The sequence below is a fragment of the Streptomyces camelliae genome (assembly GCF_027625935.1).
Lineage (GTDB): Bacteria > Actinomycetota > Actinomycetes > Streptomycetales > Streptomycetaceae > Streptomyces > Streptomyces camelliae.
This window is the reverse complement of sequence record NZ_CP115300.1, coordinates 3599678-3624004: the sequence shown is the minus strand read 5'-3', so window position 1 is coordinate 3624004 and position 24327 is coordinate 3599678. Positions and strand designations below refer to the sequence as shown.

General features: G+C 71.6%; 21 protein-coding genes and 1 riboswitch. Of the genes, 14 read left to right on the top strand and 7 right to left on the bottom strand.

Annotated elements, in window-relative coordinates; all coding sequences use genetic code 11:
- Positions 1-436: 436 nt before the first annotated feature.
- A complete protein-coding gene (locus O1G22_RS16380; RefSeq protein WP_270082045.1) occupies positions 437-1426 on the top strand; it encodes a malate dehydrogenase in 990 nt (329 codons plus the stop codon).
- A 57-nt stretch (positions 1427-1483) separates the two neighbouring features.
- Here the strand turns inward: O1G22_RS16380 and O1G22_RS16375 are convergent, their stop codons facing one another.
- Positions 1484-2380: a helix-turn-helix transcriptional regulator gene (locus O1G22_RS16375; RefSeq protein ID WP_270082044.1), complete on the bottom strand. Its 897-nt coding sequence runs from the start codon at positions 2378-2380 to the stop codon at positions 1484-1486.
- Positions 2381-2584: 204 nt separating this feature from the next.
- Between O1G22_RS16375 and O1G22_RS16370 the strand changes: the two genes are divergently transcribed.
- The gene (locus O1G22_RS16370) at positions 2585-3436 is read left to right on the top strand and encodes an oxidoreductase (RefSeq protein ID WP_270082043.1); all 852 of its coding nucleotides are present in this window, start codon (positions 2585-2587) and stop codon (positions 3434-3436) included.
- A gap of 105 nt (positions 3437-3541) precedes the next feature.
- On the opposite strand, the gene O1G22_RS16365 is transcribed toward O1G22_RS16370, so the two are convergent.
- On the bottom strand, positions 3542-4501 hold the full coding sequence (locus tag O1G22_RS16365; RefSeq protein ID WP_270082042.1) for a helix-turn-helix domain-containing GNAT family N-acetyltransferase: 960 nt from the start codon (positions 4499-4501) through the stop codon (positions 3542-3544).
- 122 nt (positions 4502-4623) lie between these two features.
- On the opposite strand from O1G22_RS16365, the gene O1G22_RS16360 reads away from it, so the two are divergent.
- The 6 genes from O1G22_RS16360 (at position 4624) to O1G22_RS16335 (ending at position 13158) form a co-directional block, all read left to right on the top strand.
- The gene (locus O1G22_RS16360) at positions 4624-5754 is read left to right on the top strand and encodes a DUF5954 family protein (RefSeq protein WP_270082041.1); all 1131 of its coding nucleotides are present in this window, start codon (positions 4624-4626) and stop codon (positions 5752-5754) included.
- Positions 5755-6110: 356 nt separating this feature from the next.
- The gene (locus tag O1G22_RS16355) at positions 6111-7631 is read left to right on the top strand and encodes an aldehyde dehydrogenase family protein (RefSeq protein WP_270082040.1); all 1521 of its coding nucleotides are present in this window, start codon (positions 6111-6113) and stop codon (positions 7629-7631) included.
- 47 nt (positions 7632-7678) lie between these two features.
- A complete protein-coding gene (locus O1G22_RS16350; protein WP_270082039.1) occupies positions 7679-9211 on the top strand; it encodes a GMC family oxidoreductase in 1533 nt (510 codons plus the stop codon).
- The gene (locus O1G22_RS16345; RefSeq protein WP_270082038.1) at positions 9208-10272 is read left to right on the top strand and encodes a quaternary amine ABC transporter ATP-binding protein; all 1065 of its coding nucleotides are present in this window, start codon (positions 9208-9210) and stop codon (positions 10270-10272) included. Before O1G22_RS16350 ends, O1G22_RS16345 begins: the two co-directional genes overlap by 4 nt.
- Entirely contained in the window at positions 10272-12200 is a 1929-nt protein-coding gene (locus O1G22_RS16340) for an ABC transporter permease (RefSeq protein WP_270082037.1), read from the top strand. Before O1G22_RS16345 ends, O1G22_RS16340 begins: the two co-directional genes overlap by 1 nt.
- 1 nt (position 12201) lies before the next feature.
- Positions 12202-13158: an ABC transporter substrate-binding protein gene (locus tag O1G22_RS16335; RefSeq protein WP_270082036.1), complete on the top strand. Its 957-nt coding sequence runs from the start codon at positions 12202-12204 to the stop codon at positions 13156-13158.
- 6 nt (positions 13159-13164) lie between these two features.
- On the opposite strand, the gene O1G22_RS16330 is transcribed toward O1G22_RS16335, so the two are convergent.
- Genes O1G22_RS16330 through O1G22_RS16320 form a run of 3 tightly spaced genes read right to left on the bottom strand, consistent with a single transcriptional unit; the run spans position 13165 to position 14824 of the window.
- Positions 13165-13890 (bottom strand): isocitrate lyase/PEP mutase family protein, encoded by a 726-nt coding sequence (locus O1G22_RS16330; protein WP_270082035.1) that lies wholly within the window; start codon positions 13888-13890, stop codon positions 13165-13167.
- Positions 13887-14327 (bottom strand): carboxymuconolactone decarboxylase family protein, encoded by a 441-nt coding sequence (locus tag O1G22_RS16325; RefSeq protein WP_270082034.1) that lies wholly within the window; start codon positions 14325-14327, stop codon positions 13887-13889. Before O1G22_RS16325 ends, O1G22_RS16330 begins: the two co-directional genes overlap by 4 nt.
- Positions 14324-14824, bottom strand: coding sequence for a carboxymuconolactone decarboxylase family protein (locus O1G22_RS16320; protein WP_270082033.1), 501 nt, complete (start codon positions 14822-14824; stop codon positions 14324-14326). The genes O1G22_RS16325 and O1G22_RS16320 overlap by 4 nt, the downstream gene beginning before the upstream one ends.
- Positions 14825-14871: 47 nt before the next feature.
- Here O1G22_RS16320 and pdxR point away from each other — a divergent pair, with 47 nt between their 5' ends.
- Positions 14872-16278, top strand: coding sequence for a MocR-like pyridoxine biosynthesis transcription factor PdxR (gene pdxR, locus O1G22_RS16315; protein WP_270082032.1), 1407 nt, complete (start codon positions 14872-14874; stop codon positions 16276-16278).
- A 74-nt stretch (positions 16279-16352) separates the two neighbouring features.
- Here pdxR and O1G22_RS16310 read toward each other — a convergent pair whose 3' ends face one another.
- Entirely contained in the window at positions 16353-17183 is an 831-nt protein-coding gene (locus O1G22_RS16310) for a DMT family transporter (RefSeq protein ID WP_270086437.1), read from the bottom strand.
- 128 nt (positions 17184-17311) lie between these two features.
- On the opposite strand from O1G22_RS16310, the gene O1G22_RS16305 reads away from it, so the two are divergent.
- From O1G22_RS16305 to O1G22_RS16290, 4 genes are all read left to right on the top strand, one after another.
- Entirely contained in the window at positions 17312-17671 is a 360-nt protein-coding gene (locus O1G22_RS16305) for a hypothetical protein (protein ID WP_270082031.1), read from the top strand.
- Between the two features lie 7 nt (positions 17672-17678).
- On the top strand, positions 17679-18863 hold the full coding sequence (locus O1G22_RS16300) for a glutathionylspermidine synthase family protein (protein ID WP_270082030.1): 1185 nt from the start codon (positions 17679-17681) through the stop codon (positions 18861-18863).
- 377 nt (positions 18864-19240) lie between these two features.
- Entirely contained in the window at positions 19241-20827 is a 1587-nt protein-coding gene (locus O1G22_RS16295) for a hypothetical protein (RefSeq protein WP_270082029.1), read from the top strand.
- 88 nt (positions 20828-20915) lie between these two features.
- Positions 20916-21416 (top strand): hypothetical protein, encoded by a 501-nt coding sequence (locus tag O1G22_RS16290; protein WP_270082028.1) that lies wholly within the window; start codon positions 20916-20918, stop codon positions 21414-21416.
- Positions 21417-21437: 21 nt separating this feature from the next.
- On the opposite strand, the gene rocD is transcribed toward O1G22_RS16290, so the two are convergent.
- Positions 21438-22643 (bottom strand): ornithine--oxo-acid transaminase, encoded by a 1206-nt coding sequence (gene rocD / locus O1G22_RS16285; RefSeq protein WP_270082027.1) that lies wholly within the window; start codon positions 22641-22643, stop codon positions 21438-21440.
- A 93-nt stretch (positions 22644-22736) separates the two neighbouring features.
- Positions 22737-22840, top strand: a riboswitch (ZMP/ZTP riboswitch).
- Positions 22841-22872: 32 nt separating this feature from the next.
- Between rocD and O1G22_RS16280 the strand changes: the two genes are divergently transcribed.
- The gene (locus tag O1G22_RS16280) at positions 22873-24324 is read left to right on the top strand and encodes a glycine hydroxymethyltransferase (RefSeq protein ID WP_270082026.1); all 1452 of its coding nucleotides are present in this window, start codon (positions 22873-22875) and stop codon (positions 24322-24324) included.
- The last annotated feature ends 3 nt before the right edge of the window (positions 24325-24327 follow it).

Genomic DNA, 24327 nt, shown 5'->3' with positions numbered 1-24327 from the left:
CGGGCGGCCGGCGTAGCGGATGAAGCGGTCGACGTAGCGGATGAAGCGGTCGACGTAGCGGATGAAACGGGAGAAATCGCGCCCGCTCGACATCGTGCGGGTGAAATTCCGGGACGGGACGCATGGTCCGTCGGATCCGGGGCACGCGAACCGTACCCCCCACGGGAGTCCGGCATGCCGGTACTTCCCCCCACCGGCGGCCGCCTCCGTCCCCCTCTCCCGGACCGGCGGCCGCCGCTCCGTTCGCCCTGCGTCCGCCTGCGTCCGCCGTATGTCGGCCCTGTGTCCGCCTTGTGGGGTGAGCCACACGGCCCGGGACGTCTCGCATGCCGGATGCGCGATAGCCTGACCGCTGGATCGATCTCTTGACGCCAAGAGATCGATCATCTGCCCGGGGCCGGGAAGCCCTACCGCCAGTTGTCCTACGGAGAACGCCATGACCCGCACTCCCGTGAACGTCACCGTCACCGGCGCGGCCGGCCAGATCGGTTACGCCCTGCTCTTCCGCATCGCCTCCGGCCAGCTGCTCGGCGCGGACGTACCGGTCAAGCTGCGCCTCCTGGAGATCACCCCGGCGCTGAAGGCCGCCGAGGGCACCGCCATGGAGCTGGACGACTGCGCCTTCCCGCTGCTCCAGGGCATCGACATCACCGACGACCCGAACGTCGCCTTCGACGGCACCAACGTGGCTCTGCTGGTCGGCGCCCGCCCCCGCACCAAGGGCATGGAGCGCGGTGACCTGCTGGAGGCCAACGGCGGCATCTTCAAGCCGCAGGGCAAGGCCATCAACGACCACGCAGCGGACGACATCAAGGTCCTCGTCGTCGGCAACCCGGCCAACACCAACGCGCTCATCGCGCAGGCCGCCGCGCCGGACGTCCCGGCCGAGCGCTTCACCGCGATGACCCGCCTGGACCACAACCGCGCGCTGACCCAGCTCGCGAAGAAGACGGGCTCCACGGTCGCCGACATCAAGCGCCTGACCATCTGGGGCAACCACTCCGCGACCCAGTACCCGGACATCTTCCACGCCACGGTCGCCGGCAAGAACGCCGCCGAGGTCGTGAACGACGAGAAGTGGCTGGCCGACGAGTTCATCCCGACCGTCGCCAAGCGCGGTGCCGCGATCATCGAGGCCCGTGGTGCCTCGTCGGCCGCCTCCGCCGCCAACGCCGCGATCGACCACGTGTACACCTGGGTCAACGGCACGGCCGAGGGTGACTGGACCTCCATGGGCATCCCGTCGGACGGTTCCTACGGTGTTCCGGAGGGGCTGATCTCCTCCTTCCCGGTCACCACCAAGGACGGCGCGTACGAGATCGTCCAGGGCCTGGACATCAACGAGTTCTCGCGTGCGCGTATCGACGCCTCGGTCAAGGAGCTGGAGGAGGAGCGCGACGCGGTGCGCGGCCTCGGCCTCATCTGAGACCTGCACGGGCCCCGCTTCGGCTTTCTGCGAAGCGGGGCCCACGTGCGTTTTCGGCTAACCGCCGGCGGGAGCGCGTACGGCATGATCTGCGTGCTGCCCGTGCGAGGTCTCGGGCTGCCGGATCCACGCGGCCAGGAGCCGAAGCGCCTCTTCGGAGCTGGAGCCTGCCTCGGCGGTGTAGACACTCAGCCGCTGGTCCGGGTCGGCGGGCAGGGTGAGGGACTCGTAATGGAGGGTGAGCGGGCCGACGATCGGGTGGTGGAAGTGTTTGCTGCCATGCGTGTGCCGATACACGTTCTGATCGGCCCACCAGCGGCGGAAGTCCTCATCCGCGATCGAGAGTTCGCCGACGAGTTCGGCCAGCAGGGGATCGTGGGGATGGGTTCCGGCGTCGCGCCGCAGCGAGGCGACGATGTCCTGGGCGTGGGTGTCCCAGTGGGCATACAGCGAGCGGGCGGTCTCGTCGCAGAACATGAACCGCACCAGGTTCCGCTCGCGGTGCGGCAGCGCGTCGAAGTCGGTGAGCAGCGCACGTGCCATCTGGTTGGACGCAAGGACGTCCAGTCGCCGCCCCAGCACAAGGGCGGGGGTGTGTTCGAGGATCCGGAGCAGATCGCGCAGCCCCGGGCGGACCGCCTGTGGACGCGTCACCGTGCGGCGGGGCCTGCCTGCGGTGGGCTTGGCGAGCTGGAACAGATGGCTGCGTTCGACGGGATCGAGGCGCAGCGCGCGGGAGATGGCGTCCAGGACGGTCTCGGAGACGTTCAGCCGGCGTCCGCGTTCCAGGCGTACGTAGTAGTCGACGCTCACGCCCGCCAGTTGCGCGACCTCTTCGCGGCGCAGTCCTGGCACGCGCCGAGAGCCGCCGTCGTCGGACAGGCCCGCCTGGCGCGGGGTGATCCGTGCCCGCCGGGAGCGGAGGAACTCACCGAGAGCTGTGTTGCGGTCCATGCCGTTCACGATAGGACCCAAGTCCGCCCCGACGGCCCGCGAAAGGGGGACTGGCAGTCCCCCGGTCCGGCTGTCCCCGGGGCGAAGCGGACCCCCCGGAAGCCGGTCAGCAGCCGATTCCGGTGCTGAAGTGGAACGTGTCGAGCCCGACCGGGGCCCACCGCCCCGGTCGGCCTCTGTTCGTATCGCACGAAGGGGATTCCTGTGTCGGACACCAAGACATTCCTGATCACCGGCGTCAGCACCGGCCTGGGCCGCGCACTCGCGCGTGCGGCGTCGGCAGCGGGCCACCGGGTGGTGGGCACGGTGCGCACGCCCGCCGACGCACGGGCCTTCGAGGGGCTCGCCGGCGACGTGCACGCCCGCATCCTGGACGTGACCGACCATGACGCGGTGGACACGGTCGTGGACGAGACCGAGCGCGACCTGGGCCCGGTCGACGTCCTCGTCGCCAACGCCGGGTACGGCCATGAGGGCCTCTTCGAGGAGTCGTCGATGGATGACCTTCGCCGTCAGTTCGAGGTCAACGTCTACGGAACCGTGGCGGTGATCAAGGCCGTGCTGCCGCACATGCGAAAGCGCCGTTGCGGCCACATCATCGCCGTCACCTCGATGGGCGGGCTGGTCACCATGCCGGGCCTCAGCTTCTACCACGGCAGCAAGTTCGCGGTGGAGGGCATCCTCGAAACGCTCGGCAAGGAGGTCGCCGATCTCGGCATCCATGTCACCGCCGTCGAGCCGGGCAGTTTCCGGACCGACTGGTCCGGCCGCTCGATGATCCGCGCACCCCGTGTGATCGCCGACTACGACGAGCTGTTCGAGCCGCTGCGCGCCCGGCGCATCCACGGCAGCGGGCACCAGCCGGGCGACCCGGACAAGGCCGCGGCCGCGGTGCTGCGCATCGTGGCGGCCGACCAGCCGCCGACACGCCTGCTGCTCGGCCCCGACGCGCTTCGGCTCGTCCAGGCCGGACGCGACGCCTTCGAGCGCGACATGCTGGCATGGGCCGAGCTGTCGGCCTCCACCGACTTCGACGACGTCAGCCGGTCCGCCTGACGTCTCCCCACGACAGAATCGCGCCCGATCAGACCGATCGGACAGGATCTCGTCAACCGCTCCCGAGCCAACGTGAGAACAGTCGGTCACCCCGAACCGAAAACCTCAGTAGCCGCTTTTCGCACCACCGGCCAGCCGCTTCTCGAACCAGTGGGCGGCGTGGACGTTGTCGTCGTAGCGCGGGATCTCGGTGTACCCGCACGCCCGGTACATCGCCTGCGCCTCGGTGAGCACGGCGTGCGTGTCCAGGCGTACGACGTCCAGGCCGCGCGCCCGCGCCTGACGCTCCAGACCGTCGAGCAGCCGCCGTGCGAGGCCCAGCCGCCGGGCCTCGGGAGCGACCCACACATGCCGGATCTCGCCCACTCCCGGCCCCAGCCGCCGCAGCGCCCCGCAGCCCACCGGCCGCCCCTCCTCGTACGCGACCAGGAACGCGCCGGCGTCCCCGGTGACCTCCTCCGGGCCGACCAGGTCCGCCTGGTCGAAGCCCTCGGGGAAGCGGGCGTCGATGTCCGCCGCGTACGCCCCCAGGCAGGCCCGCGCGTCCGCCGAGGCGCCGTCGACGGTCTCGACGGTGATCCCCGCCAGCCGCAGCAGCCGCTGCGTGACCGCCATGGCGCCGGTCAGCTCGGCCCGCTGGGCGGGGGTGAGGCCGTCCAGCAGACCGGCCACGAGGGCGTCGGACCGGCGGTGCTGCTCGGCCACCTCGACGCGCCCGGCCGGGGTCGGCTCAACCGTCCGCAGCCGGTTGTCGTGCGCGGGCACCGCCACCCGGACCATGCCCTGCGCCTCCAGGGCCTTCACCATCCGGCTGAGGTACCCGGCGTCCAGGCCGAGCCGCCCCCGCAGCTCCCGCAGGGACACCCCGTCGCCGATCTCGAACAGCAGCCGGGCCTCGCCGAGCGGGCGGTCCTGCCCGAGGTAGTGCTCGTCCAGGACACCGATACGGCGCGTGAAGTACCGGTTGAAGCGCCGGAAGGCGGCGATGTCCTCGGCGGAGACCGGCGCACCCGCTCCCTGCCCTCTGCCCCGGCCTGTTCCTTGACTTGAGTCAAAGGTCTGCATTCTCCGACCGTAGTCAGATGTCTCTGTTGCCGTCCAGGGCCGGCCGCACGCGAACATCGCTCCCAGGCGGGCGAATTCGTGAAAACACCCGCAGCGAGGCGCCCAGCGTGCACGCTCGGTGTATGAGTGACTACCGAGACGAGGTACCGGCGTATCTGACGATCCGTGTCACGCAGCAGGACGGGCCGCTCGCCGCGTTCGCCGAGCAGGAGGCGTGGCAGGCGACCCAGCGGTATCCGCAGCTGATGGGCGTGATGATCGCGGAATACTTCCGTGCCCGCGAGTGCGAGGCGGGTGGCTGGGAGCTGCTGGCGACCGGTGCCGACACTCCGCAGGACGCCCGGGACGGGCTCGGCTCGCACTTCCGGATGCGGGCGAAGGAGGCCCGGGACGCGGGGGACGAGGCCGCGCGGCGCACCTGGATGGCGGCGGCGCGGCGGATGGACCGGGAGGTCGTGAACGAGGTCCGGGTGCGCGGGGAACGCTTCCGGATCGTCCGGGCGAGCCGCTTCATCCGGATGGGCCCGAACGGCCCCGAGCCGCCCCGCCCGTCCGACCCCGACACGGCGGAGGTGGGCGAGGCCCACCGGGCGGGGCCGAGCGTGAAGGGCTTCGTGGTCGATCCGTTCACCGGTACGGGCCTGTCGAACGGCATCCTGAAGCTGGAGCTGTTCCATTCCCTCGGAGTCTCGCCGGACGCCGGGCCGGAGGCCGTGGCGGACGCGCGCCGGGCCCGGCGGGAGTGTCCGGGCGGGGTGCTGCTTCCGGCGGTCTTCATGATCTCGGAGCGGGTGGACGGACGATGGCGTGCCTTCAACCCCGGCGCCGGCCACACCACTCCCCAGGCGGCCCGCGACTCCCTCGCCTCCTGGCAGCGCGTGATGGCCCCCTTCACCCTCCGTCTCGACGAGGGGCAACGCGCGGAGTACGCCCGGCTGGCCGACCGCCTCGACGAGACCCGCTCCAACGTCATCACGGTCGCCGGCGTCCGCTACCGCGTCACCCGCGTCGAACGCCTCATCCGCGTGGGCCCCGACGGGCCCGAGGGCCCCCGCCCCTCCGACTACGACCCCCAGCCGCCCGTCGAGGTCCACACGCGCCGGCTCAAGGAGCAGGGCCTGTGGACGGACGAGGACGACGACGAGCCGGCCGGACTCGACGAACGGGCGCAGGAGCTCAAACGGCTCTGGGACGAGGAGTGGGAGCGGAGGCAGGCGCTGCGCGCGAAGCGGGAACGCAAGGAGAGGGGGTGAGCGGGCGACCCGCGTCGGCCAGGCCGATCGGCCGCTGGAGTCGTCAGCTCCGCAGCCCTGGTCAACCTCGACCCGGGCGACTTCATCGGCTCACGCATGGAGTACCCGGCAGGCAGCATCGAGGGCGAGCGGGTTCTGTCCGCCCGATACGGACTGTGAGACATCCATGAACTGAGCGCAGCTGCCGGAATTGCCGATTTTCATCCGTTTTAGACCGTCGTTTCAGTGACGCCTCGCACTTTCCGCCGCCGATTCCGCATGTGAGCGAGGGGCCCGGGGCAGGCGGTCGCGGTCCCCGAGTGTGGCACGTGCGTGACACAGGGGCACGGATCAGGAACGGAAGGCAACAGGCGATCATGGCGGACAGTACGGAACGACAGCCCGGGGCGACCATCCACGCGGGAGGCGTGTGGCTGGACGCGGTCTCCGGCGCGACACGCGAGATCCTGGACCCCGCGGACGCGCTGCCGTTCGCCGTGGTCGCCGAGGGTGACGAGAAGGACGCCGAGCGGGCCGTCGCCGCGGCCCGGCAGGCCTTCGACCAGGGGCCCTGGCCTTCGACGCCCGTCGCCGAACGCGCCGCCCTGCTGCGCCGCGTCGCCGGCCTCCTCGTGCGCGACCGCGAGGAACTCGGACTGCTGGAGAGCCGGGACGCGGGCAAGACCGTGGAAGAGGGGCGGATCGACATCGACTGTGTCGCCGACACCTTCCGCTACTTCGCCGACCTGGCCGCCGCCGAGGCGCCCGGCCGGGTCGTGGACGCGGGCTCGGCCGACATCCACAGCGTGGTCGTACACGAGCCGGTGGGCGTCTGCGCGCTCATCACCCCGTGGAACTACCCGCTCCTCCAGGCCAGTTGGAAGATCGCCCCGGCCCTCGCGGCGGGCAACACCTTCGTCGTCAAGCCCAGCGAGATCACCCCGATGACCACCATCGCGCTGATCGACCTGCTTGCCGAGGCCGGGCTGCCCGCCGGGGTCGCGAACCTCGTCACCGGACCCGGCCACACCGTCGGCGCCCGGCTCGCCGAGCACCCCGACGTCGACCTGGTCTCCTTCACCGGCGGCCTGGTCAGCGGCGTCAAGGTCGCCCAGGCCGCCGCCCCGACGGTGAAGAAGGTCGCCCTCGAACTCGGCGGCAAGAACCCCAACATCGTCTTCGCCGACGCCTGCGCCACCGAGGAGGCCTTCGACACCGCCGTCGACCAGGCCCTCAACGCGGCCTTCATCCACAGCGGCCAGGTCTGCTCGGCCGGCGCCCGGCTCATCGTCGAGGAGTCGTTGCGGGAGCGGTTCGTCACCGAGCTCGCCCGGCGGGCCGCCCGCATCCGCCTCGGCCGGGGCACGGCGGACGGCGTCGAGTGCGGGCCGCTCGTCTCCGCGCAGCAGCGCGCCAAGGTCGAGGCGTATGTGGCGTCGGCGCTGGCGGAGGGCGCGGTGCTGCGCTGCGGCGGCAAGCGGCCGCAGCCGTCCGCCGACCGGCCCGCCACCGGCTGGTTCTACGAGCCGACCGTCCTCGACGCCTGCCACCGCGAGATGAAGGTCGTCCGCGAGGAGGTCTTCGGCCCGGTCCTCACCGTCGAGACCTTCCGCACCGAGGACGAGGCCGTGTTCCTCGCCAACGACACCGAGTACGGCCTCGCCGGCGCCGTATGGACCGCCGACGCCGGACGGGCCCGACGGGTCGCGGCCCGCCTGCGCCACGGCACGGTCTGGATCAACGACTTCCACCCCTACCTCCCGCAGGCGGAGTGGGGCGGCTTCGGCAGGAGCGGCACCGGCCGCGAACTGGGGCCCGCCGGACTCGCCGAGTACCGCGAGACCAAGCACGTCTACCAGAACCTCGCCCCCCGGCCCGTGCGCTGGTTCGCCGGCTGATCCCCCCACCGACTCCCGTACGCAGCAAGTCCTCTCGGAGTACCTCCATGTCCCACACCCCCCACCTCTACGACTACGTCGTCATCGGCGGCGGCACGGCCGGCTCCGTCATCGCCTCCCGCCTCACCGAGAACCCGGACGTCACCGTCGCCGTCATCGAGGGCGGCCCCAGCGACGTCGGCCGGGACGACGTCCTCATCCTGCGCCGCTGGATGGGCCTGCTCGGCGGCGACCTCGACTACGACTACCCGACCGTGGAACAGCCCCGCGGCAACTCCCACATCCGGCACAGCCGCGCCCGCGTCCTCGGCGGCTGCTCCTCCCACAACACCCTCATCTCCTTCAAGCCGCTCCCGTCCGACTGGGACGAGTGGGAGCAGGCCGGCGCCAAGGGCTGGGGCGCGGTGCCGATGGAGGCGTACTTCGCCCGGCTGAAGAACAACATCGTCTCCGTCGACGAGAAGGACCGGAACGCCATCGCCCGCGACTTCGTCGACGCCGCCCAGGCCGCCCTCGGGGTGCCCCGCGTCGAGGGCTTCAACAAGAAGCCGTTCACCGAGGGCGCCGGCTTCTTCGACCTCGCCTACCACCCCGAGACCAACAAGCGGTCCTCGGCATCCGTGGCGTATCTGCACCCGGTGCTGGACGAGCGCCCCAACCTCACGATCCTCCTGGAGACGTGGGCGTACCGGCTGGAGATCACCGAGGGCCGGGCCGAGGGCGTCCACGTGCGCACCAAGGACGGCGAGGAACTGCTGATACGGGCCCGGAGCGAGGTCGTGCTGTGCGCCGGCGCCGTCGACTCGCCCCGCCTGCTGCTCCACTCGGGCATCGGCCCCCGCGCGGACCTCGAAGAGCTGGGCATCCCCGTCGTCCACGATCTGCCGGGCGTCGGCGAGAACCTGCTCGACCACCCCGAGTCGGTCATCGTCTGGGAGACCCACGGGCCGATCCCGGAGAACTCCGCGATGGACTCCGACGCGGGCCTGTTCGTCCGCCGCGACCCCGAGAACCCGGGCCCGGACCTGATGTTCCACTTCTACCAGATCCCGTTCACCGACAACCCCGAGCGCCTCGGCTACGAACGCCCGCGCCACGGCGTCTCGATGACCCCGAACATCCCCAAGCCGAAGTCCCGCGGCCGCCTGTACCTGACCAGCGCCGACCCGGAGGTGAAGCCCGCGCTGGACTTCCGGTACTTCACCGACGAGGACGACTACGACGCCCGGACCCTCGTCGACGGCATCCGCATCGCCCGCGAGATCGCCAAGGCCGAGCCGCTCGCCGGCTGGCTGGGGCGCGAGGTGTGCCCCGGCCCGGAGATCACCGGCGACGAGGAACTGAGCGAGTACGCCCGCAAGGTCGCGCACACCGTCTACCACCCCGCCGGCACCTGCAAGATGGGCGCGGCGGACGACGAACTCGCGGTCGTGGACCTCGAGTTGAGGATCCGGGGCCTGGAGGGCATCCGGATCGCCGACGCGTCCGTCTTCCCGACGATGACCGCCGTGAACCCGATGATCGGGGTGCTGATGGTCGGGGAGAGGGCCGTGGACCTGATCGGAGGTGGTGCCCGATGAGTACCCCCGTGTTCTCGGTGAACGGCCTGTGGAAGGTCTTCGGCCCGAAGGCGGACCGGATCCCCGCCGACGCCGAACTGGCCACGCTGGACCCCGCCGGCCTGCGCGCCCGCACCGGCTGCACGGCCGCCGTCCGGGACGTCTCCTTCGACGTCCGCAAGGGCGAGGTCTTCGTGGTCATGGGCCTGTCGGGCTCCGGCAAGTCCACCCTGGTCCGCTGCCTCACCCGCCTGATCGAACCGACAGCGGGCACGATCTCCATCGACGGCGAGGACGTCCGCGCGATGGACAAGGCCCGCCTGCGCGAACTGCGCCGGCACCGTGCCGCCATGGTCTTCCAGCACTTCGGCCTGCTCCCGCACCGCACGGTCCTCGACAACGTCGCCTACGGCCTGGAGATCCAGGGCGTCGGCAAGGCCGAACGGCGTGAGCGGGCCGCCGAGTTCGTCACCAAGGTCGGCCTGGAGGGCATGGAGCAGCGCAAGCCCAGCCAGCTGTCCGGCGGCCAGCGCCAACGGGTGGGGCTGGCACGGGCGTTGGCGGTGGACCCGGAGGTCCTCCTGTTCGACGAGCCGTTCAGCGCCCTGGACCCCCTCATCCGCCGTGACATGCAGGACGAGGTGGCCCGCCTGCACCGTGAGGAGGGCCGCACGATGGTCTTCATCACCCACGACCTCACCGAGGCCCTCCGGCTCGGCGACCGCATCGCCCTGATGCGCGACGGCAGGGTCGTCCAGCTGGGCACACCGGAGGAGATCGTCGGCTCCCCGGCGGACGACTATGTCCGCGAGTTCGTCCGGGACGTCCCGCGCGAACAGGTGATGACGGTCCGTACGGCGATGAAGCCGGGCGACTGCGGCGGCCCGGAACACCCGGGCGCCCTCACTCCGGACGCGGTGGTCGCGGACGCGATCAGGACGGTGGCCGAGACCGGCACACCGGCGTGCGTGGTGGAGGACGGCAACTGCATCGGAACCGTGGACCACGAGCTGCTGCTGGACGTCGTAGCAGGCGTGGACGTCCGTGTACCCGGCCCCCGCACCACCCCGGAGGCCGTCTGATGACAACGCTCAGCGTCCCGGCCTCCCGCCCGCACACCCCCCGCCTCCTGAAGAGCCGAGCCGCGGGCAAACTGCTCCTGCTCGCCCTCGTCACCGCCGTACTGCTGCCCCTGCTCCACGGCGGATCATGGCCTCACCACCTGACCGTCAGCCTGGACAAACCCCTGACCAGCGCCAGCAACTGGGTCATCGACAACCGGGACAGCCACCCCCTGTTCCTGTACTTCTTCGGCTACATCAGCAACGCCGTCGTCCTCTCCGTCCGCGCCGTCTACCTCACCCTCCTCGCCGCGGGCTGGACCGGCGTCACGGTCTTCGCCGCCCTGGTCGCCTGGCGGGTCGCCGGAGTCCGCCTGGCCGCCGGGACGGCCCTCGCGTTCCTGGCCTGCGGGGCCCTCGGCATGTGGGTGCCGACCATGCAGACCCTCGCCCTGATGGTCGTAGCCGTCCTGGCCTCGGTGCTCACCGGCGCGCTGCTCGGTCTCGCGGCCGGCCTCTCCGACCGCCTGGACCGCGCCCTGCGCCCGGTCCTGGACACCATGCAGGTGCTCCCCGCCTTCGCCTATCTCCTCCCCGTCGTCCTGGTCTTCGGCATCGGCGTCCCCGCGGCCGTCCTCGCCACCGTCGTCTACGCCGCCCCGCCGATGGCCCGCCTCACCGCGCTCGGCCTGCGCGGCGCCGACCCCGAAGTCCTGGAGGCCGTGGAGTCGCTCGGCGCCACCCGCCGCCAGCGGCTGCTGACCGCCCGCATCCCGCTGGCCCGAGGAGAACTCCTCCTCGGCCTCAACCAGACGATCATGATGGCGCTGTCCATGGCCGTCATCGCCTCGGTCATCGGCGCCGGCGGCCTCGGCGACCGCGTCTACCAGGCGCTCGCCTCGGTCGACGTCGGCCAGGCCCTCGCGGCCGGCATCCCGATCGTGCTGCTGGCGATCGTCCTGGACCGGGTGACGGGAGCGGCGGGCGCCGCCGACGACACCGGCTCACGGACGATCGGCTGGCCGTACGCCCTCGCCGTCACGGCCGCGGTCGCCCTGGCCACCCGCCTCCTGCACGGCCTGAACTGGCCCACCGGCTTCAGCCTCGGCATCGCCGCCCCGGTCAACCGCGCCGTCGACTGGATGACCGCCCACCTCTACTCCGGCGTCCCGGTCGTCGGCGGCACGGCCGACTGGGCCGGCCACTTCACCACCTGGATCCTGGACCCGCTGCGCGGCGGCCTGCAGTGGCTGCCCTGGTGGTCGGTGCTGCTGATCGTCGCCGCCCTGGCCTGGCTGATCGGCACCTGGGCCACCGCCCTGACCGCCGTCCTCGCCATGGCCGCGATCGGCGTGCTCGGCGTGTGGGACCCGGCGCTCGACACGCTCTCCCAGGTGCTGGCCGCCGTGGCCGTCACGCTCGTCCTCGGCTTCGCCACCGGCATCGCCGCCGCCCGCAGCGACCGCGTGGAGCGGGTCCTGCGGCCGGTCCTGGACGTCTTCCAGACGATGCCGCAGTTCGTGTACCTGATCCCGGTCGTCGCCCTCTTCGGCGTGGGCCGCGCGCCCGCTGTCGCCGCGGCCGTCGTCTACGCCCTCCCGGCCGTCGTCCGGATCACCGCTCAGGGCCTGCGCCAGGTCGACCCGGCCGCGCTGGAGTCGGCGCGCTCGCTCGGCGCGACCGGCCGCCAGCAGCTGTGGCAGGTCCAGCTCCCGCTCGCCCGGCGATCGTTGCTGCTCGCCCTCAACCAGGGCGTGGTCCTGGTGCTGGCCGTCGTCATCATCGGCGGCCTGGTCGGTGGCGGCGCCCTCGGCTACAACGTCGCCTTCGGCCTCGCCCAGGGCGACCTCGCCACCGGACTCGTCGCCGGTGCCGCCATCGTCTGCCTGGGCCTGATGCTCGACCGGGTGACCCAGCCGACCGAGCGCCGTACGAAGAAGGGAGCCTGACATGCGACGCCGTACGACGACTGCCCTGGTGGGCTCGCTGGTGCTGCTGACGGCGACCGGCTGCGGCGCCGCCGACATGACCAAGCAGGCCTCGCCGTTCGCGAACGCCGGCGGCGCGAAGTCCGTCACCCTGTCCGTGCAGTCCTGGGTGGGCGCGCAGTCCAACGTGGCCGTCGCCCAGTACCTGCTGGAGCACGAGCTCGGCTACCGCGTCGACACCGTCCAGGTCGACGAGGTGCCCGCGTGGGACGCCCTCAGCCAGGGCCGCGTCGACGCCATCCTGGAGGACTGGGGTCACCCGGACCAGGAGAAGCGGTACGTCGAGGACAAGAAGACCATCGCCCGCGCCGGCGACCTCGGGGTGACCGGGCACATCGGCTGGTTCGTGCCGACGTACCTGGCCCAGCAGCACCCCGACATCACGGACTGGAAGAACCTGAACAAGTACGCCGGCCTCTTCCGCACGGCGGAGAGCGGCGGCAAGGGCCAGCTGATGGACGGCTCCCCGTCGTACGTCACCAACGACAAGGCCCTGGTGGCCAACCTGAAGCTGAACTACCAGGTGGTCTTCGCCGGTTCCGAGGCCGCGCAGATCACCCAGATGAAGCAGTTCGCCAAGGAGAAGAAGCCGTTCCTGACCTACTGGTACGCGCCCCAGTGGCTGTTCAAGAAGGTCCCCATGACGGAGGTGAAGCTCCCGCCGTACAAGGACGGCTGCGACGCGGACGCGGCGAAGGTCGCCTGCTCCTATCCGCACACCCCGCTGCAGAAGTACCTCAACGCCGGCTTCGCCAGGTCCGGCGGCAAGGCGGCGGCCTTCCTGAAGAAGTTCCGGTGGACCACCGAGGACCAGAACGAGGTCTCCCTGATGATCGCCGACCAGAAGCTGTCGCCCGAGGACGCGGCGAAGAAGTGGGTGGACAGCCACCCCCAGGTGTGGAAGAAGTGGCTGCCCTGACAGCCCCTACTTCCTCAGCTGTTCGGCCATCCCTCGCAGCGCCAGCGCCGCCCAGCGCTGCAGCCCCGGCCCGAACGTGATGCGAGTGGCCCCGAGTTCGCCGAGTTCGGCGGGCGAGGGGCCCTTGCCGTCCAGGCGGGCGTTGATGTTGACCGGGCCCTGGATCCCGGCCCGCAGCAGCGGCAGTACGTCCGCCGGGGCGAGGATCGGATAGATGCAGTCCGCGCCCGCCGCCACGTACAGCGCGGCCCGCTCGATGGCCCGTTCGGGGTCCTTGTCGCCGTGCACGAAGACGTCGACGCGGGCGTTGAGGAACAGCCGGTCACCGGCCGCCGCGCGGAACTCGGCGAGGAACTCGGCCTGTTCCCGCGGGTCCTTCAGCACACCCCCTACCGAGTCCTCCAGGTTGCAGCCGACGGCACCGGCCTCCAGCAGCCGCTCCACGAGCTCCTTCGGGGCGAGCCCGTACCCGCCCTCGATGTCCGCCGACACCGGCACGTCCACGGCCCGGGTGATCCGGGCGACGGCGGCGAACATCTCGTCGGCAGGGGTGGACCCGTCCTCGTACCCGAGCGAGGCGGCCACCCCCGCGCTCGGCGTCGCCAGCGCCGGGAACCCGGCCTCCGCGAACACCCGGGCGCTGGCCGCGTCCCACGGGCCCGGCAGGACCAGCGGATCACCATGGACCCGTCCGAGATGCAGCGCGCGGAACACATCGACCTTGTTGCTCATGGCTGGTACCCCCCTGGCGGGACGCGACGGCTGACCATCAGACGGTTCCAGCCGTTGATGACGGTGATCAGGCCGATCAGATGGGCGAGTTGAGCCTCGGTGAAGTGTCGCGCGGCCCGCTCGTACACCTCGTCCGACACGCCACCGGTGAGCAGCGTGACCGCCTCGGTGAGCGCCAGCGCGGCCCGCTCCCGCTCGCTGTAGAGGTCCTCGGTCTCCTCCCAGGCGGCGAGGAGCTGCACCCGCTCCTCCGACTCCCCGTTTTTCCGGGCCAGCCGGAGATGCATGTCCAGGCAGAACGCGCAGTGGTTCAGCTGCGAGGCGCGGATCATGACCAGCTCGGCCAGGGCGGGATCGCCGAGCCCCTTCTTCGCGGCCGCGCTGAGCGCGGACATCGCCCGCCCGACCTCCGGGTCGAGCAGCTGCGTACGGCTCACTGGTGCTGCCCCGGCTGGTAGTGGCCCGGGGTCATCCGGGTGGTCACGCCGAACCGGTTCCAGGCGTTGATCACCGTGATCGCGGCGATCAGCTGGGCCAGCTCGGCCTCCTCGAAGTGCTTCGCGGCCTTGTCGTACACCTCGTCCGGGACGAAACCGTCGGTCAGCACGGTGATCGCCTCGGTCAGCTCGATCGCCGCCAGCTCCTTCTCGGTGTAGAAGTGCTTCGACTCCTGCCAGGCGCTGAGCTGCACGATCCGCTGGACGCTCTCGCCGGCCGCCAGCGCGTCCTTGGTGTGCATGTCGAGGCAGAACGCGCAGTGGTTGATCTGCGAGGCGCGGATCTTCACCAGTTCGTACAGCGTGGGGTCCACGCCCTTCCTGGCCGCCGCGTCGAGCCGGATCATCGCCTTGTAGACCTCGGGCGCGGCCTGGGCCCAGCGCAGTCGCGGTGCGTGTTCGGTGGCGTACTCGACGGTTTCTTCTGCAGTGCTCATGTCTTCGACCCTAGGAGCGAGGCAGCCCAGGAGTATGGTCCATTTCCATGCCGGAATCATGGGCCACTCTGGGCGTCGATCTGCACCTCGAACCGACCGGCTCCGGCGGCCTGCGCCGGGGCCTGACCGACGCCCTGCGCGACGCGGTCCGCACCGGCCGCCTGGCCCCCGGCACCCGGCTGCCGTCCTCCCGCAGCCTCGCCACCGACCTCGGTATCGCCCGCAACACCGTCGCCGAGGCCTACGCCGACCTGGTGGCGGAGGGCTGGCTGACCGCCCGCCAGGGCTCCGGCACACGGGTGGCCGAACGCGCGGCCGTCCAGCCCTCCCGTACGGCACGGAGAACGGAAGCGGCACCTCGCCCGGGCGCCCCCGCCCGTCCGGCGTACAGCCTGCTGCCCGGCAGCCCCGACCTGGCGGCCTTCCCCCGCGCGGCATGGCTCAAGGCCGCCCGCCGCGCCCTGGCCATCGCCCCGCACGACTCCCTCGGCTACGGCGACCCGCGCGGTCGCCCCGAGCTGCGCACCGCCCTCGCCGGCTACCTCGCGCGCGTACGAGGCGTCCGCACCGACCCGGAGCGGGTGCTGATCACCTCCGGCTTCACCCACGCCCTGCGCATCATCGGCCCGGTCCTCGCGGCGCGCGGGGTGCGGACGGTGGCGGTGGAGTCGTACGGCCTGGGTGTCTACCGGAACCTGCTCCAGCAGGCGGGCCTGGCGACACCCCCGCTGTCGTACGACGAACTCGGCACGGATCCGCGGGAGTTGGGTGAGGCGGGCGCGGCACTGCTCACCCCCGCCCACCAGTTCCCCATGGGCACGTCGCTGCACCCCGACCGGCGGGCGGCGGTCGTGGACTGGGCGCGGCGCACCGGCGGACTGATCCTGGAGGACGACTACGACGGGGAGTTCCGCTACGACCGCCAGCCCGTCGGCGCCCTCCAGGGCCTCGACCCCGACCGCGTGATCTACTTCGGCACGGCAAGCAAGTCCCTGGCCCCGGGCCTGCGCCTGGGCTGGATGGTCCTGCCCCCGTCCCTGGCGCAGGAGGCGGCCGCGATCAAGGGCACCACCGACACCGTGGGGGTCCTGGAGCAGCTCACCCTCGCCGAGTTCCTCACCTCCGGCGCGTACGACCGCCACGTCCGCTCCTCCCGCCTGCGCTACCGGCGCCGCCGCGACGCCCTGGCCGAGGCGGTCACCGCCCGCGCCCCCGAGGTCACGGTCACGGGCATCTCCGCAGGCCTGCACGCCGTACTCCGCCTGCCCCCGGGCCTGGAACAGTCGGTGATCCAGGCCGCGACCTGGCAGTCCCTGGCCCTCCACGGCCTCTCCCTCTACCGCCACCCGGAGGCCGTCGCCGAGCAGGTGGACGCCCTGGTGGTCGGGTACGCGACACCGCCGGACAGCGCGTGGGCGGGCGCGCTGGAGGCGTTGTGCAGGGTGCTGCCGTAGGGGGCGACGCCCCCGCAGGGGCGCGAGGAACCGCGCGACCGGCCACACGCGGCCCGCCACCGGCGAACGGAACCTCAGGTGGCCTGCTCCTCCACCACCGGTGCCTCCCCGAACCGCCCCAGCAGCAGCGCGCCCGCCACCGCCACGGCGAATCCCAGCACGGCCAGCCAGGTCAGGCCCTCCCGCGTACGGTCCCCCAGCCACACCACGCCCACCGCGGCCGGGCCGATGGTCTCGCCGATCACCATGCCGGCCGTCGCCGTGGTCACCGAGCCGCGCGTCAACGCGGAGGTCAGCAGCATGAAGGCCGCGCTGCTCCCGATCACCAGCGCGTAGGCCGCCGGATTGGTGAACAGGTTCGCCGGCGCCAGAGTGTCGATCAGCCGCACCGACACCTCCACCACCCCGAAGCCGAGCCCGGCCCCGAGCCCGAGCACCAGCGACCGCCCCTTCCCCGACAGCCGGCCGCCCGCGAGCGCGAGCAGCAGCATGCCGACCGCCACCGCGAGCATCACGTACCGCAGGGTGTCCGACCCGTCCTGCCTGCCCTCCGGCCCGGACGCCAGCGCCAGCATCGCGAGGCCGGCGCACACCACGGCCACCGCACCCCACTCCGTGCCGCTCAGCCGCACGTACAGCAGGCGGGCCGCGACCACCGCGGTCACCGCCAGACTCGACGCCAGGGCGGCGCTGACGGCGTAGATCGGAAGGGACCGCAGCGCCACGATCTGGAACAGGAAGCCGAGCCCGTCCAGCCCCAGTCCGGCGATGTACCGCCACTGCCGGAGCGCCCGCAGCAGCAGCGCGGCCTCGCCCCCTCTGCCCGTGGCGGCCGTCCGCGCGGCCACCGCCTGCAACACCGTCGCGGTACCGAAGCAGACCGCCGCGCCAAGGGCGCACACCATTCCAAAGAGCACAAAGGGACTTTAGGAGACGGCCGATCCGGCCACCCACCGTGGTCTGCGCTCTTACCGTTCTCTAGTCTGATCCGACAGTCCGATGTGCATGGCGAACATACGGGGGAGACACCACGATGGAGAACACGCGCCGCCGGCTGCGGTCCGGCACGGTCGTCCTCGGCGGCGTGGGCCTGCTGGCCGCCGCCCTCACCGCCTGCTCGTCCGAACCGGACAAGCGCTGTGTCGACCGCGGCAGCTACAACCTCGCCAAGGGCTACAAGATCGTCTCCGACAAGAACTGCAGGACGACCAAGGCGGCCGTGAACGCCGACTGGTACTACGGCGGCAAGAAGAAGGGCTCCTGGGTGAACGGCGGCTCCTTCACCAAGCCCCGCAAGAGCTCCGGTGGTTCATCGACGGGCGGTTCCGCCGGCGACCACGACGGGGTCCACCGCGGCGGCTTCGGCGGCGGCCACCACAGCTCCGGCGGCTGACAGCCCCATGGAACGCCGTACCCTCACCCCCCGCCCCGGCTGGCAGCGCATCGTCGAGGAGCAGGGGCTCGTCTACCCGCTCACCCGCCACCCCGACGGCTCCCTGCGCCCCTACTGGGACGAGAGCGCCCACTACGTCTTCACCCTGGACGAGGTCGAGGCACTGGAGGAGACGGTCGGGGAACTGCACCGCATGTGCCTCGCGGCCGCCGGGCACATCGTGGCGCACGACCGCCTCGCGGACCTCGGCATCACCGACCCGCGCATCGCCGCCGCCGTCACCGAGGCCTGGCAGCGCAGGGCCGAACTGCCGTCTGTATACGGTCGGTTCGACCTCCGCTACGACGGCACCGGCCCGGCGAAGCTCCTGGAGTACAACGCCGACACCCCGACCTCACTGGTGGAGGCGGCCTCCCCGCAGTGGTTCTGGATGGAGGACCGCTTCCCCGGCGCCGACCAGTGGAACTCCCTGCACGAGCGCCTGGTCGACGCCTGGCGGTCCCAGGCCCGGCTGCTCCCGCCCGGCAGCCCGCTGCACTTCGCGCACTCCTCGGCCGACGAACTCGGCGAGGACCTGATGACGGTCGCCTACCTGAAGGAGACCGCCGAACAGGCCGGGCTCGACACCGACTGGCTGGCCATGGAGGAGATCGGCTGGGACACCCTCTCCGGCCGCTTCGTGGACAACCAACTCCGTTTCATCCGCGGCATCTTCAAGCTCTACCCCTGGGAGTGGCTCACCACCGACGCCTTCGCCGGGCACGTCCTCGACACGCTCGACAACGGCGGCGGCACCGGCAGCACCCTGTGGATCGAACCGGCCTGGAAGATGCTCCTGAGCAACAAGGCCCTGCTGGCGATCCTCTGGGAGCTGTACCCCGGTCACCCCAACCTCCTGCCCGCCTACCTCGACGGCCCCCGCGACCTGGCCTCGTCCGGGGGCTACGTCGCCAAGCCCCTGCTCGGCCGCGAGGGCGAGGGCGTCACCGTGCACCGGCCGGGCACGCCTGCCGCACTCCGCGACGAACCCTGCTGCTACCAGCAACTCGCCCCACTCCCCGTCTTCGACGGCAACCACGTCGTCCTCGGCGCCTGGGTCGTCCAGGACGAACCGGCGGGCCTCGGCATCCGCGAGTCCACAGGGCTGATCACCGACGAGTACGCCCGCTTTTTGCCGCACGTGATCCTTTAGGCGACGGCTTCTTGACTCAGTATTTCCTTCAATTTTCGGCGCCTTCGCATTGACCGAGGGAAAGGGGCTGTGCGGGCCCCTTATTCCATGTAAATCCTGTGCGTTCTCATTGACCCGGACGCGTCAACCCTGCTTTGCTTCTCGCCGTCTGACGGGGCCTCATCTGGTGTGACGGGCAAAAACCACGTTGCAGCAGGCGAGTTGCATTCCCGTGCAATGCCGTGGCGAGTCCCCAGCTGCCGGACGGACATTCCCCCGCGCAGTCACGCGGCACGGCTCCGTCGACGTCTCACGCAGCTTGCCTCCACCGCACCCACGGCGGAGGCCTGTACGCAGAAAGGAACCCATCACCCATGGGTAATCCCCACATTCGTGGCGTGGGCCGGGCGACCCTGACCGGTCTCGCGTCGCTCTCCCTGCTCACCGCTGCGGCACTCGCCTTCATGCCCCAGGCGTCAGCCGCCCCCCAGACCGCGGGTCAGACAGCGAGATCCAACCCCTACAGCCCGGCCTACCAGCACCCCTACCGGCACGGTGCCCTGCCGACCATCCAGCAGAACGCCAAGATGAAGTCCTGGGCGGCCAACCACCCGGCCGCGACCACGGCGACCGGGCCGGAGACGCTCTCCTACGGCGGCGGCATCGACGGCATCGGCGTGCAGAGCGGTCACTCCAAGGTCTACCTGGTCTTCTACGGCTCGCAGTGGGGCACGCAGAGCACCAACGGCAGCGGCGACGCCACGTTCTCCGGCGACCCGGACGGCGCGGCTCCGGTCACCCAGGAGATGTTCAAGGGCATCGGCACCGGCAACGAACTGTGGTCCGCCGACCTCACCCAGTGGTGTGACGGGCCGAACGTGGCCAGCGGAGCCACGAGCTGCCCGTCCAACGCCAACTTCATCCCGTACCAGAGCGGCGGCGTGCTGGCCGGCGTGTGGTACGACAACTCGGCCGCCTCCCCGAGTGCCGCGACCGGGCACCAGCTGGGCGCCGAGGCGGTCAAGGCCGCCGGACACTTCGGCAACACCACGGCCGCCTCGAACCGCGACGCGTACTACATCGTCCTGTCGCCGCACGGCACGAACCCCGACAACTACCAGGGCCAGTACTGCGCCTGGCACGACTACAACGGCGACAGCACCCTGACCGGCGGCCCGGTGTCCTCCTCCTACGGCGACATCGCGTTCAGCAACCAGCCGTACAACATGGACTCCGGCGCGGGCTGTGGCGTCGGCTTCGTCAACTCGCCCGGAACGCTGGACGGCTGGACCATGACGCTCGGCCACGAGTGGCACGAGATGATGTCCGACCAGAACCCGGCCGGCGGCTGGACCAACCACACCGGCAGCTCGTACAACGGCCAGGAGAACTCCGACGAGTGCGCCTGGATATCGCCCGGCAGCGCGGGCGGCGCGGCCAACGTCACGATGGGCACCGGCACCTTCGCCGAGCAGGCGAGCTGGTCCAACGACACCAACTCCTGCGCCATCTCGCACCCGATCGTGGGCGGCGGCGGCACGGGCGGCGGCGGCACCCTCACCAACGGCACCTTCGAGACCGGCAACCTGTCCAGCTGGACCACCAGCGGCAGCACCGCCGCAACCACCTCGGCGGCGCACAGCGGCAGCTACGGCGCGATGGTCGGCTCGACCAGCCCGACCAACACGTCCTCCGTCTCACAGAGCTTCACCGCCCCGTCCGGCACCAGCAAGGTCTCCTTCTGGTACGACGTCACCTGCCCGGACACGGTGACCTACGACTGGGCGACGGCCACCCTCCAGGACACCACCTCCGGCACCACCACGACGCTGCTGGGCAAGACATGCACCCAGGGCGCAGGCTGGAAGCAGGTCTCCGGCACCGTCACCCCGGGCCACAACTACACCCTCACCCTCACCAACAAGGACGACAACTACACGGGTGACGCGACGTACACCTACTACGACGACGTGACGGTCTCCTGACCCGCACCCCGTACCGCGGGGGGCGGGCCGCCGCCCCGCCCCCCGCCCCCGACCGCCGTCCCTCCGGGCGGCGTCCACTGGAGTGCCCATGCCACACCTGCCGGCCCGCCGGCTCCCGGTCCGGCCGCGCCCGCCGCTCACCGGGCTCGTCTGCGTGGCGGCCGCGGCCTGCCTGCTGAGCGGATGTTCCGGCGGGGCCGCCGGCCCGCAGCCGTCCGGCCCGCCGCCGGCCTCCCGCACCTCTCCCGCTCCGGCCGGCCACGCCTCCGGCCCCGTCGTCCTCGACGAACGGGCACGGGGAACCACCGTCCGGGTGACCACCGGCACGCTTGTCGAAGTACACCTGCACAGCACCTACTGGTCGACCCCGGCCGGATCGGATCCGCGGGTGCTCGCCCCGTCCGGAGGCGGCACCACCCCCACCGGCACCTGCCCGCCCGGCCGCGGCTGCGGGGTCTCCTCGGGCCGGTTCACCGCCCGCCGGCCCGGCACCGCGCACATCACGGCCCGGCGTACCTCGTGCGGCGAGGCGATGCGCTGCTCCCCGGGTCAGGAACGCTACGAGGTCACCGTGACCGTCACCCCGTAGCGCACCCGGCAGGGGCGCGTCTCAGACACCCAGCACCGCCCGCAGCTGCTCCAGCCCCCAGGCCAGGTCCTGCTCGGAGACGACCAGCGGCGGGGAGAGCCGGATGGTCGCGCCGTGGCTCTCCTTCGCCAGGACCCCGCGCTCCCTCAGCCGCTCCGCCACCTGCCGGCCGGTGCCGAGCCTCGGTGCGACGTCGAGGCCCGCCCACAGCCCGCGCCCCCGCACCGCCGTCACGGTGCCCGTGGCCGGCAGTGCCGCCAGCGCCCGGTGCATCCGTTCGCCCAGCTCGGCCGCGCGTGCCTGGAACTCGCCGGTGCGCAGCATCGCGATCACCTCCAGCGCCACCGCACAGGCCAGCGGGTTCCCGCCGAACGTCGAGCCGTGCTCGCCCGGCCGGAACACCCCGAGCACCTCCGCGCTCGACACCACCGCCGACACCGGCACGATCCCGCCGCCCAGCGCCTTGCCCAGCACGTACATGTCCGGCACGACCCCCTCGTGCTCGCACGCGAAGGTCCGCCCGGTGCGGCCGAGCCCCGACTGGATCTCGTCTGCGACGAAGAGCACGTTCCGCTCGCGCGTCAGCCGCCGTACCCCCGGCAGATAGCCCTCCGGCGGCACGATCACCCCGGACTCGCCCTGGATCGGCTCCAGCAGCACCGCGACGGTGTTCTCGGTCAGCGCCGCCCGCATCGCGGTCAGGTCGCCGTACGGCACGATCTGGAAGCCCGGCGTGTACGGACCGAAGTCCGCGCGGGCCTCCGGGTCGGTCGAGAAGCTGATCACGGTCGTCGTACGGCCGTGGAAGTTGCCGCCCGCGACCACGATCTTCGCCATCTCCGCGGGCACGCCCTTGACCCGGTACCCCCACTTCCGGGCCGTCTTGATCGCGCTCTCCACCGCCTCCGCGCCGCTGTTCGCGGGCAGCACCATCTCCATCCCGCACAGCTCCGCCAGCTCGGCGCAGAACGCGGCGAACCGGTCGTGCAGGAAGGCGCGGGAGGTCAGCGTGACCCGGTCCAGCTGGGCCTTCGCCGCCTCGATCAGCCGCGGGTTGCGGTGGCCGAAATTGAGCGCCGAGTACCCGGCCAGCATGTCCAGATACCGGCGGCCCGCCACATCCGTCAGCCACGCCCCCTCGCCCGTGGCGACCACGACGGGCAGCGGATCGTAGGTGGGCGCGCAGTGCGCGTCGGCGGCGGCGATGAGATCCTCGGCGGTGGTCATGATCTCTCCCGTTTCTCTCCCGGTGCCCCCTCTCCATCCTCGCTCGCATGGTGGACGCTGGGCCTGTCGTGGCCGGTGTGCCCGGTAGGCTGACCGGCGGGCCGTGACTGGCGCGCTTGGGATGGGACGGACCATCGGGGAGCGGTCCGAACGGTTGAAGAGTGCCGTGAAAAGTGCCGTGCGCCTGGGCCGAACGTGAACGCTGTACGCACACCGTCCGGAGGTCCTCATGCCAGAGCAGCAGCCCCTCTCCACCGAGTCCACCGCCTTCCGCGCCGCCCTCGACGTCATCCGTGCCGTGGAGCCCCGCGTCGCCGACGCCATCGGCCAGGAGGTCCACGACCAGCGCGAGATGCTCAAGCTGATCGCTTCCGAGAACTACGCCTCCCCGGCGACCCTGCTGGCGATGGGCAACTGGTTCAGCGACAAGTACGCCGAGGGCACGGTCGGCCGCCGCTTCTACGCCGGCTGCCGCAACGTCGACACGGTCGAGTCCCTCGCCGCCGAGCACGCGAAGGAGCTCTTCGGCGCCCGGCACGCCTACGTCCAGCCGCACTCCGGCATCGACGCCAACCTCGTCGCGTTCTGGGCCGTCCTCGCCGACCGCGTCGAGGTGCCCTTCCTGGAGAAGACCGGCGCCCGCCAGGTCAACGACCTGTCCGAGGCCGACTGGGCCGAGCTGCGCCAGGCCTTCGGCAACCAGCGCATGCTCGGCATGTCCCTGGACGCCGGCGGCCACCTCACCCACGGCTTCCGCCCGAACATCTCCGGCAAGATGTTCGACCAGCGCTCCTACGGCACCGACCCGGCCACCGGCCTCATCGACTACGAGGCGCTGCGGGCCCAGGCCCGCGAGTTCAAGCCGCTGATCATCGTCGCGGGCTACTCGGCGTACCCCCGTCTGGTGAACTTCCGGATCATGCGCGAGATCGCCGACGAGGTCGGCGCGACCCTGATGGTCGACATGGCCCACTTCGCGGGTCTGGTGGCGGGCAAGGTCCTGACCGGCGACTTCGACCCGGTCCCGCACGCCCAGATCGTGACGACCACCACGCACAAGTCGCTGCGCGGCCCGCGCGGCGGCATGGTCCTGTGCGACGACTCCCTGAGGGACCAGGTCGACCGCGGCTGCCCGATGGTCCTCGGCGGCCCCCTCCCACACGTCATGGCCGCCAAGGCGGTCGCCCTGGCCGAGGCCCGGCAGCCCGCCTTCCAGGACTACGCCCAGCGCATCGTCGACAACTCCCGCGCGCTCGCCGAGGGCCTCATGCGGCGCGGCGCCACCCTCGTCACCGGCGGCACGGACAACCACCTGAACCTGATCGACGTGGCGACGTCCTACGGCCTCACCGGCCGCCAGGCCGAGGCCGCCCTCCTCGACTCGGGCATCGTGACGAACCGCAACGCCATCCCGGCCGACCCGAACGGCGCCTGGTACACCTCCGGCATCCGCATCGGCACCCCCGCCCTGACCACCCGTGGCCTGGGCACGGCGGAGATGGACGAGGTGGCGGGCCTGATCGACCGCGTCCTCACCACCACCGAGCCGGGTACGACCAAGTCGGGCGCCCCCTCCAAGGCCGCCCACGTCCTGGACGAGAAGGTCGCCCAGGAGATCGCCCAGCGGGCGACCGACCTGGTGGCCGGCTTCCCGCTGTACCCCGAGGTCGACCTCGGCTGACCC

Excerpts from the sequence above, each read along its gene's own strand:
- O1G22_RS16330 (WP_270082035.1), bottom strand. The coding sequence starts at position 13,890 with ATGAGCAACAAGGTCGATGTGTTCCGCGCGCTGCATCTCGGACGGGTC.
- O1G22_RS16360 (WP_270082041.1), top strand. The coding sequence starts at position 4,624 with ATGAGTGACTACCGAGACGAGGTACCGGCGTATCTGACGATCCGTGTC.
- pdxR (WP_270082032.1), top strand. The coding sequence starts at position 14,872 with ATGCCGGAATCATGGGCCACTCTGGGCGTCGATCTGCACCTCGAACCG.
- O1G22_RS16355 (WP_270082040.1), top strand. The coding sequence starts at position 6,111 with ATGGCGGACAGTACGGAACGACAGCCCGGGGCGACCATCCACGCGGGA.
- O1G22_RS16290 (WP_270082028.1), top strand. The coding sequence starts at position 20,916 with ATGCCACACCTGCCGGCCCGCCGGCTCCCGGTCCGGCCGCGCCCGCCG.
- O1G22_RS16345 (WP_270082038.1), top strand. The coding sequence starts at position 9,208 with ATGAGTACCCCCGTGTTCTCGGTGAACGGCCTGTGGAAGGTCTTCGGC.
- O1G22_RS16300 (WP_270082030.1), top strand. The coding sequence starts at position 17,679 with ATGGAACGCCGTACCCTCACCCCCCGCCCCGGCTGGCAGCGCATCGTC.
- O1G22_RS16320 (WP_270082033.1), bottom strand. The coding sequence starts at position 14,824 with ATGAGCACTGCAGAAGAAACCGTCGAGTACGCCACCGAACACGCACCG.
- O1G22_RS16380 (WP_270082045.1), top strand. The coding sequence starts at position 437 with ATGACCCGCACTCCCGTGAACGTCACCGTCACCGGCGCGGCCGGCCAG.
- O1G22_RS16340 (WP_270082037.1), top strand. The coding sequence starts at position 10,272 with ATGACAACGCTCAGCGTCCCGGCCTCCCGCCCGCACACCCCCCGCCTC.
- O1G22_RS16350 (WP_270082039.1), top strand. The coding sequence starts at position 7,679 with ATGTCCCACACCCCCCACCTCTACGACTACGTCGTCATCGGCGGCGGC.
- O1G22_RS16335 (WP_270082036.1), top strand. The coding sequence starts at position 12,202 with ATGCGACGCCGTACGACGACTGCCCTGGTGGGCTCGCTGGTGCTGCTG.
- O1G22_RS16280 (WP_270082026.1), top strand. The coding sequence starts at position 22,873 with ATGCCAGAGCAGCAGCCCCTCTCCACCGAGTCCACCGCCTTCCGCGCC.
- O1G22_RS16305 (WP_270082031.1), top strand. The coding sequence starts at position 17,312 with ATGGAGAACACGCGCCGCCGGCTGCGGTCCGGCACGGTCGTCCTCGGC.
- O1G22_RS16375 (WP_270082044.1), bottom strand. The coding sequence starts at position 2,380 with ATGGACCGCAACACAGCTCTCGGTGAGTTCCTCCGCTCCCGGCGGGCA.
- O1G22_RS16365 (WP_270082042.1), bottom strand. The coding sequence starts at position 4,501 with ATGCAGACCTTTGACTCAAGTCAAGGAACAGGCCGGGGCAGAGGGCAG.
- O1G22_RS16310 (WP_270086437.1), bottom strand. The coding sequence starts at position 17,183 with ATGGTGTGCGCCCTTGGCGCGGCGGTCTGCTTCGGTACCGCGACGGTG.
- rocD (WP_270082027.1), bottom strand. The coding sequence starts at position 22,643 with ATGACCACCGCCGAGGATCTCATCGCCGCCGCCGACGCGCACTGCGCG.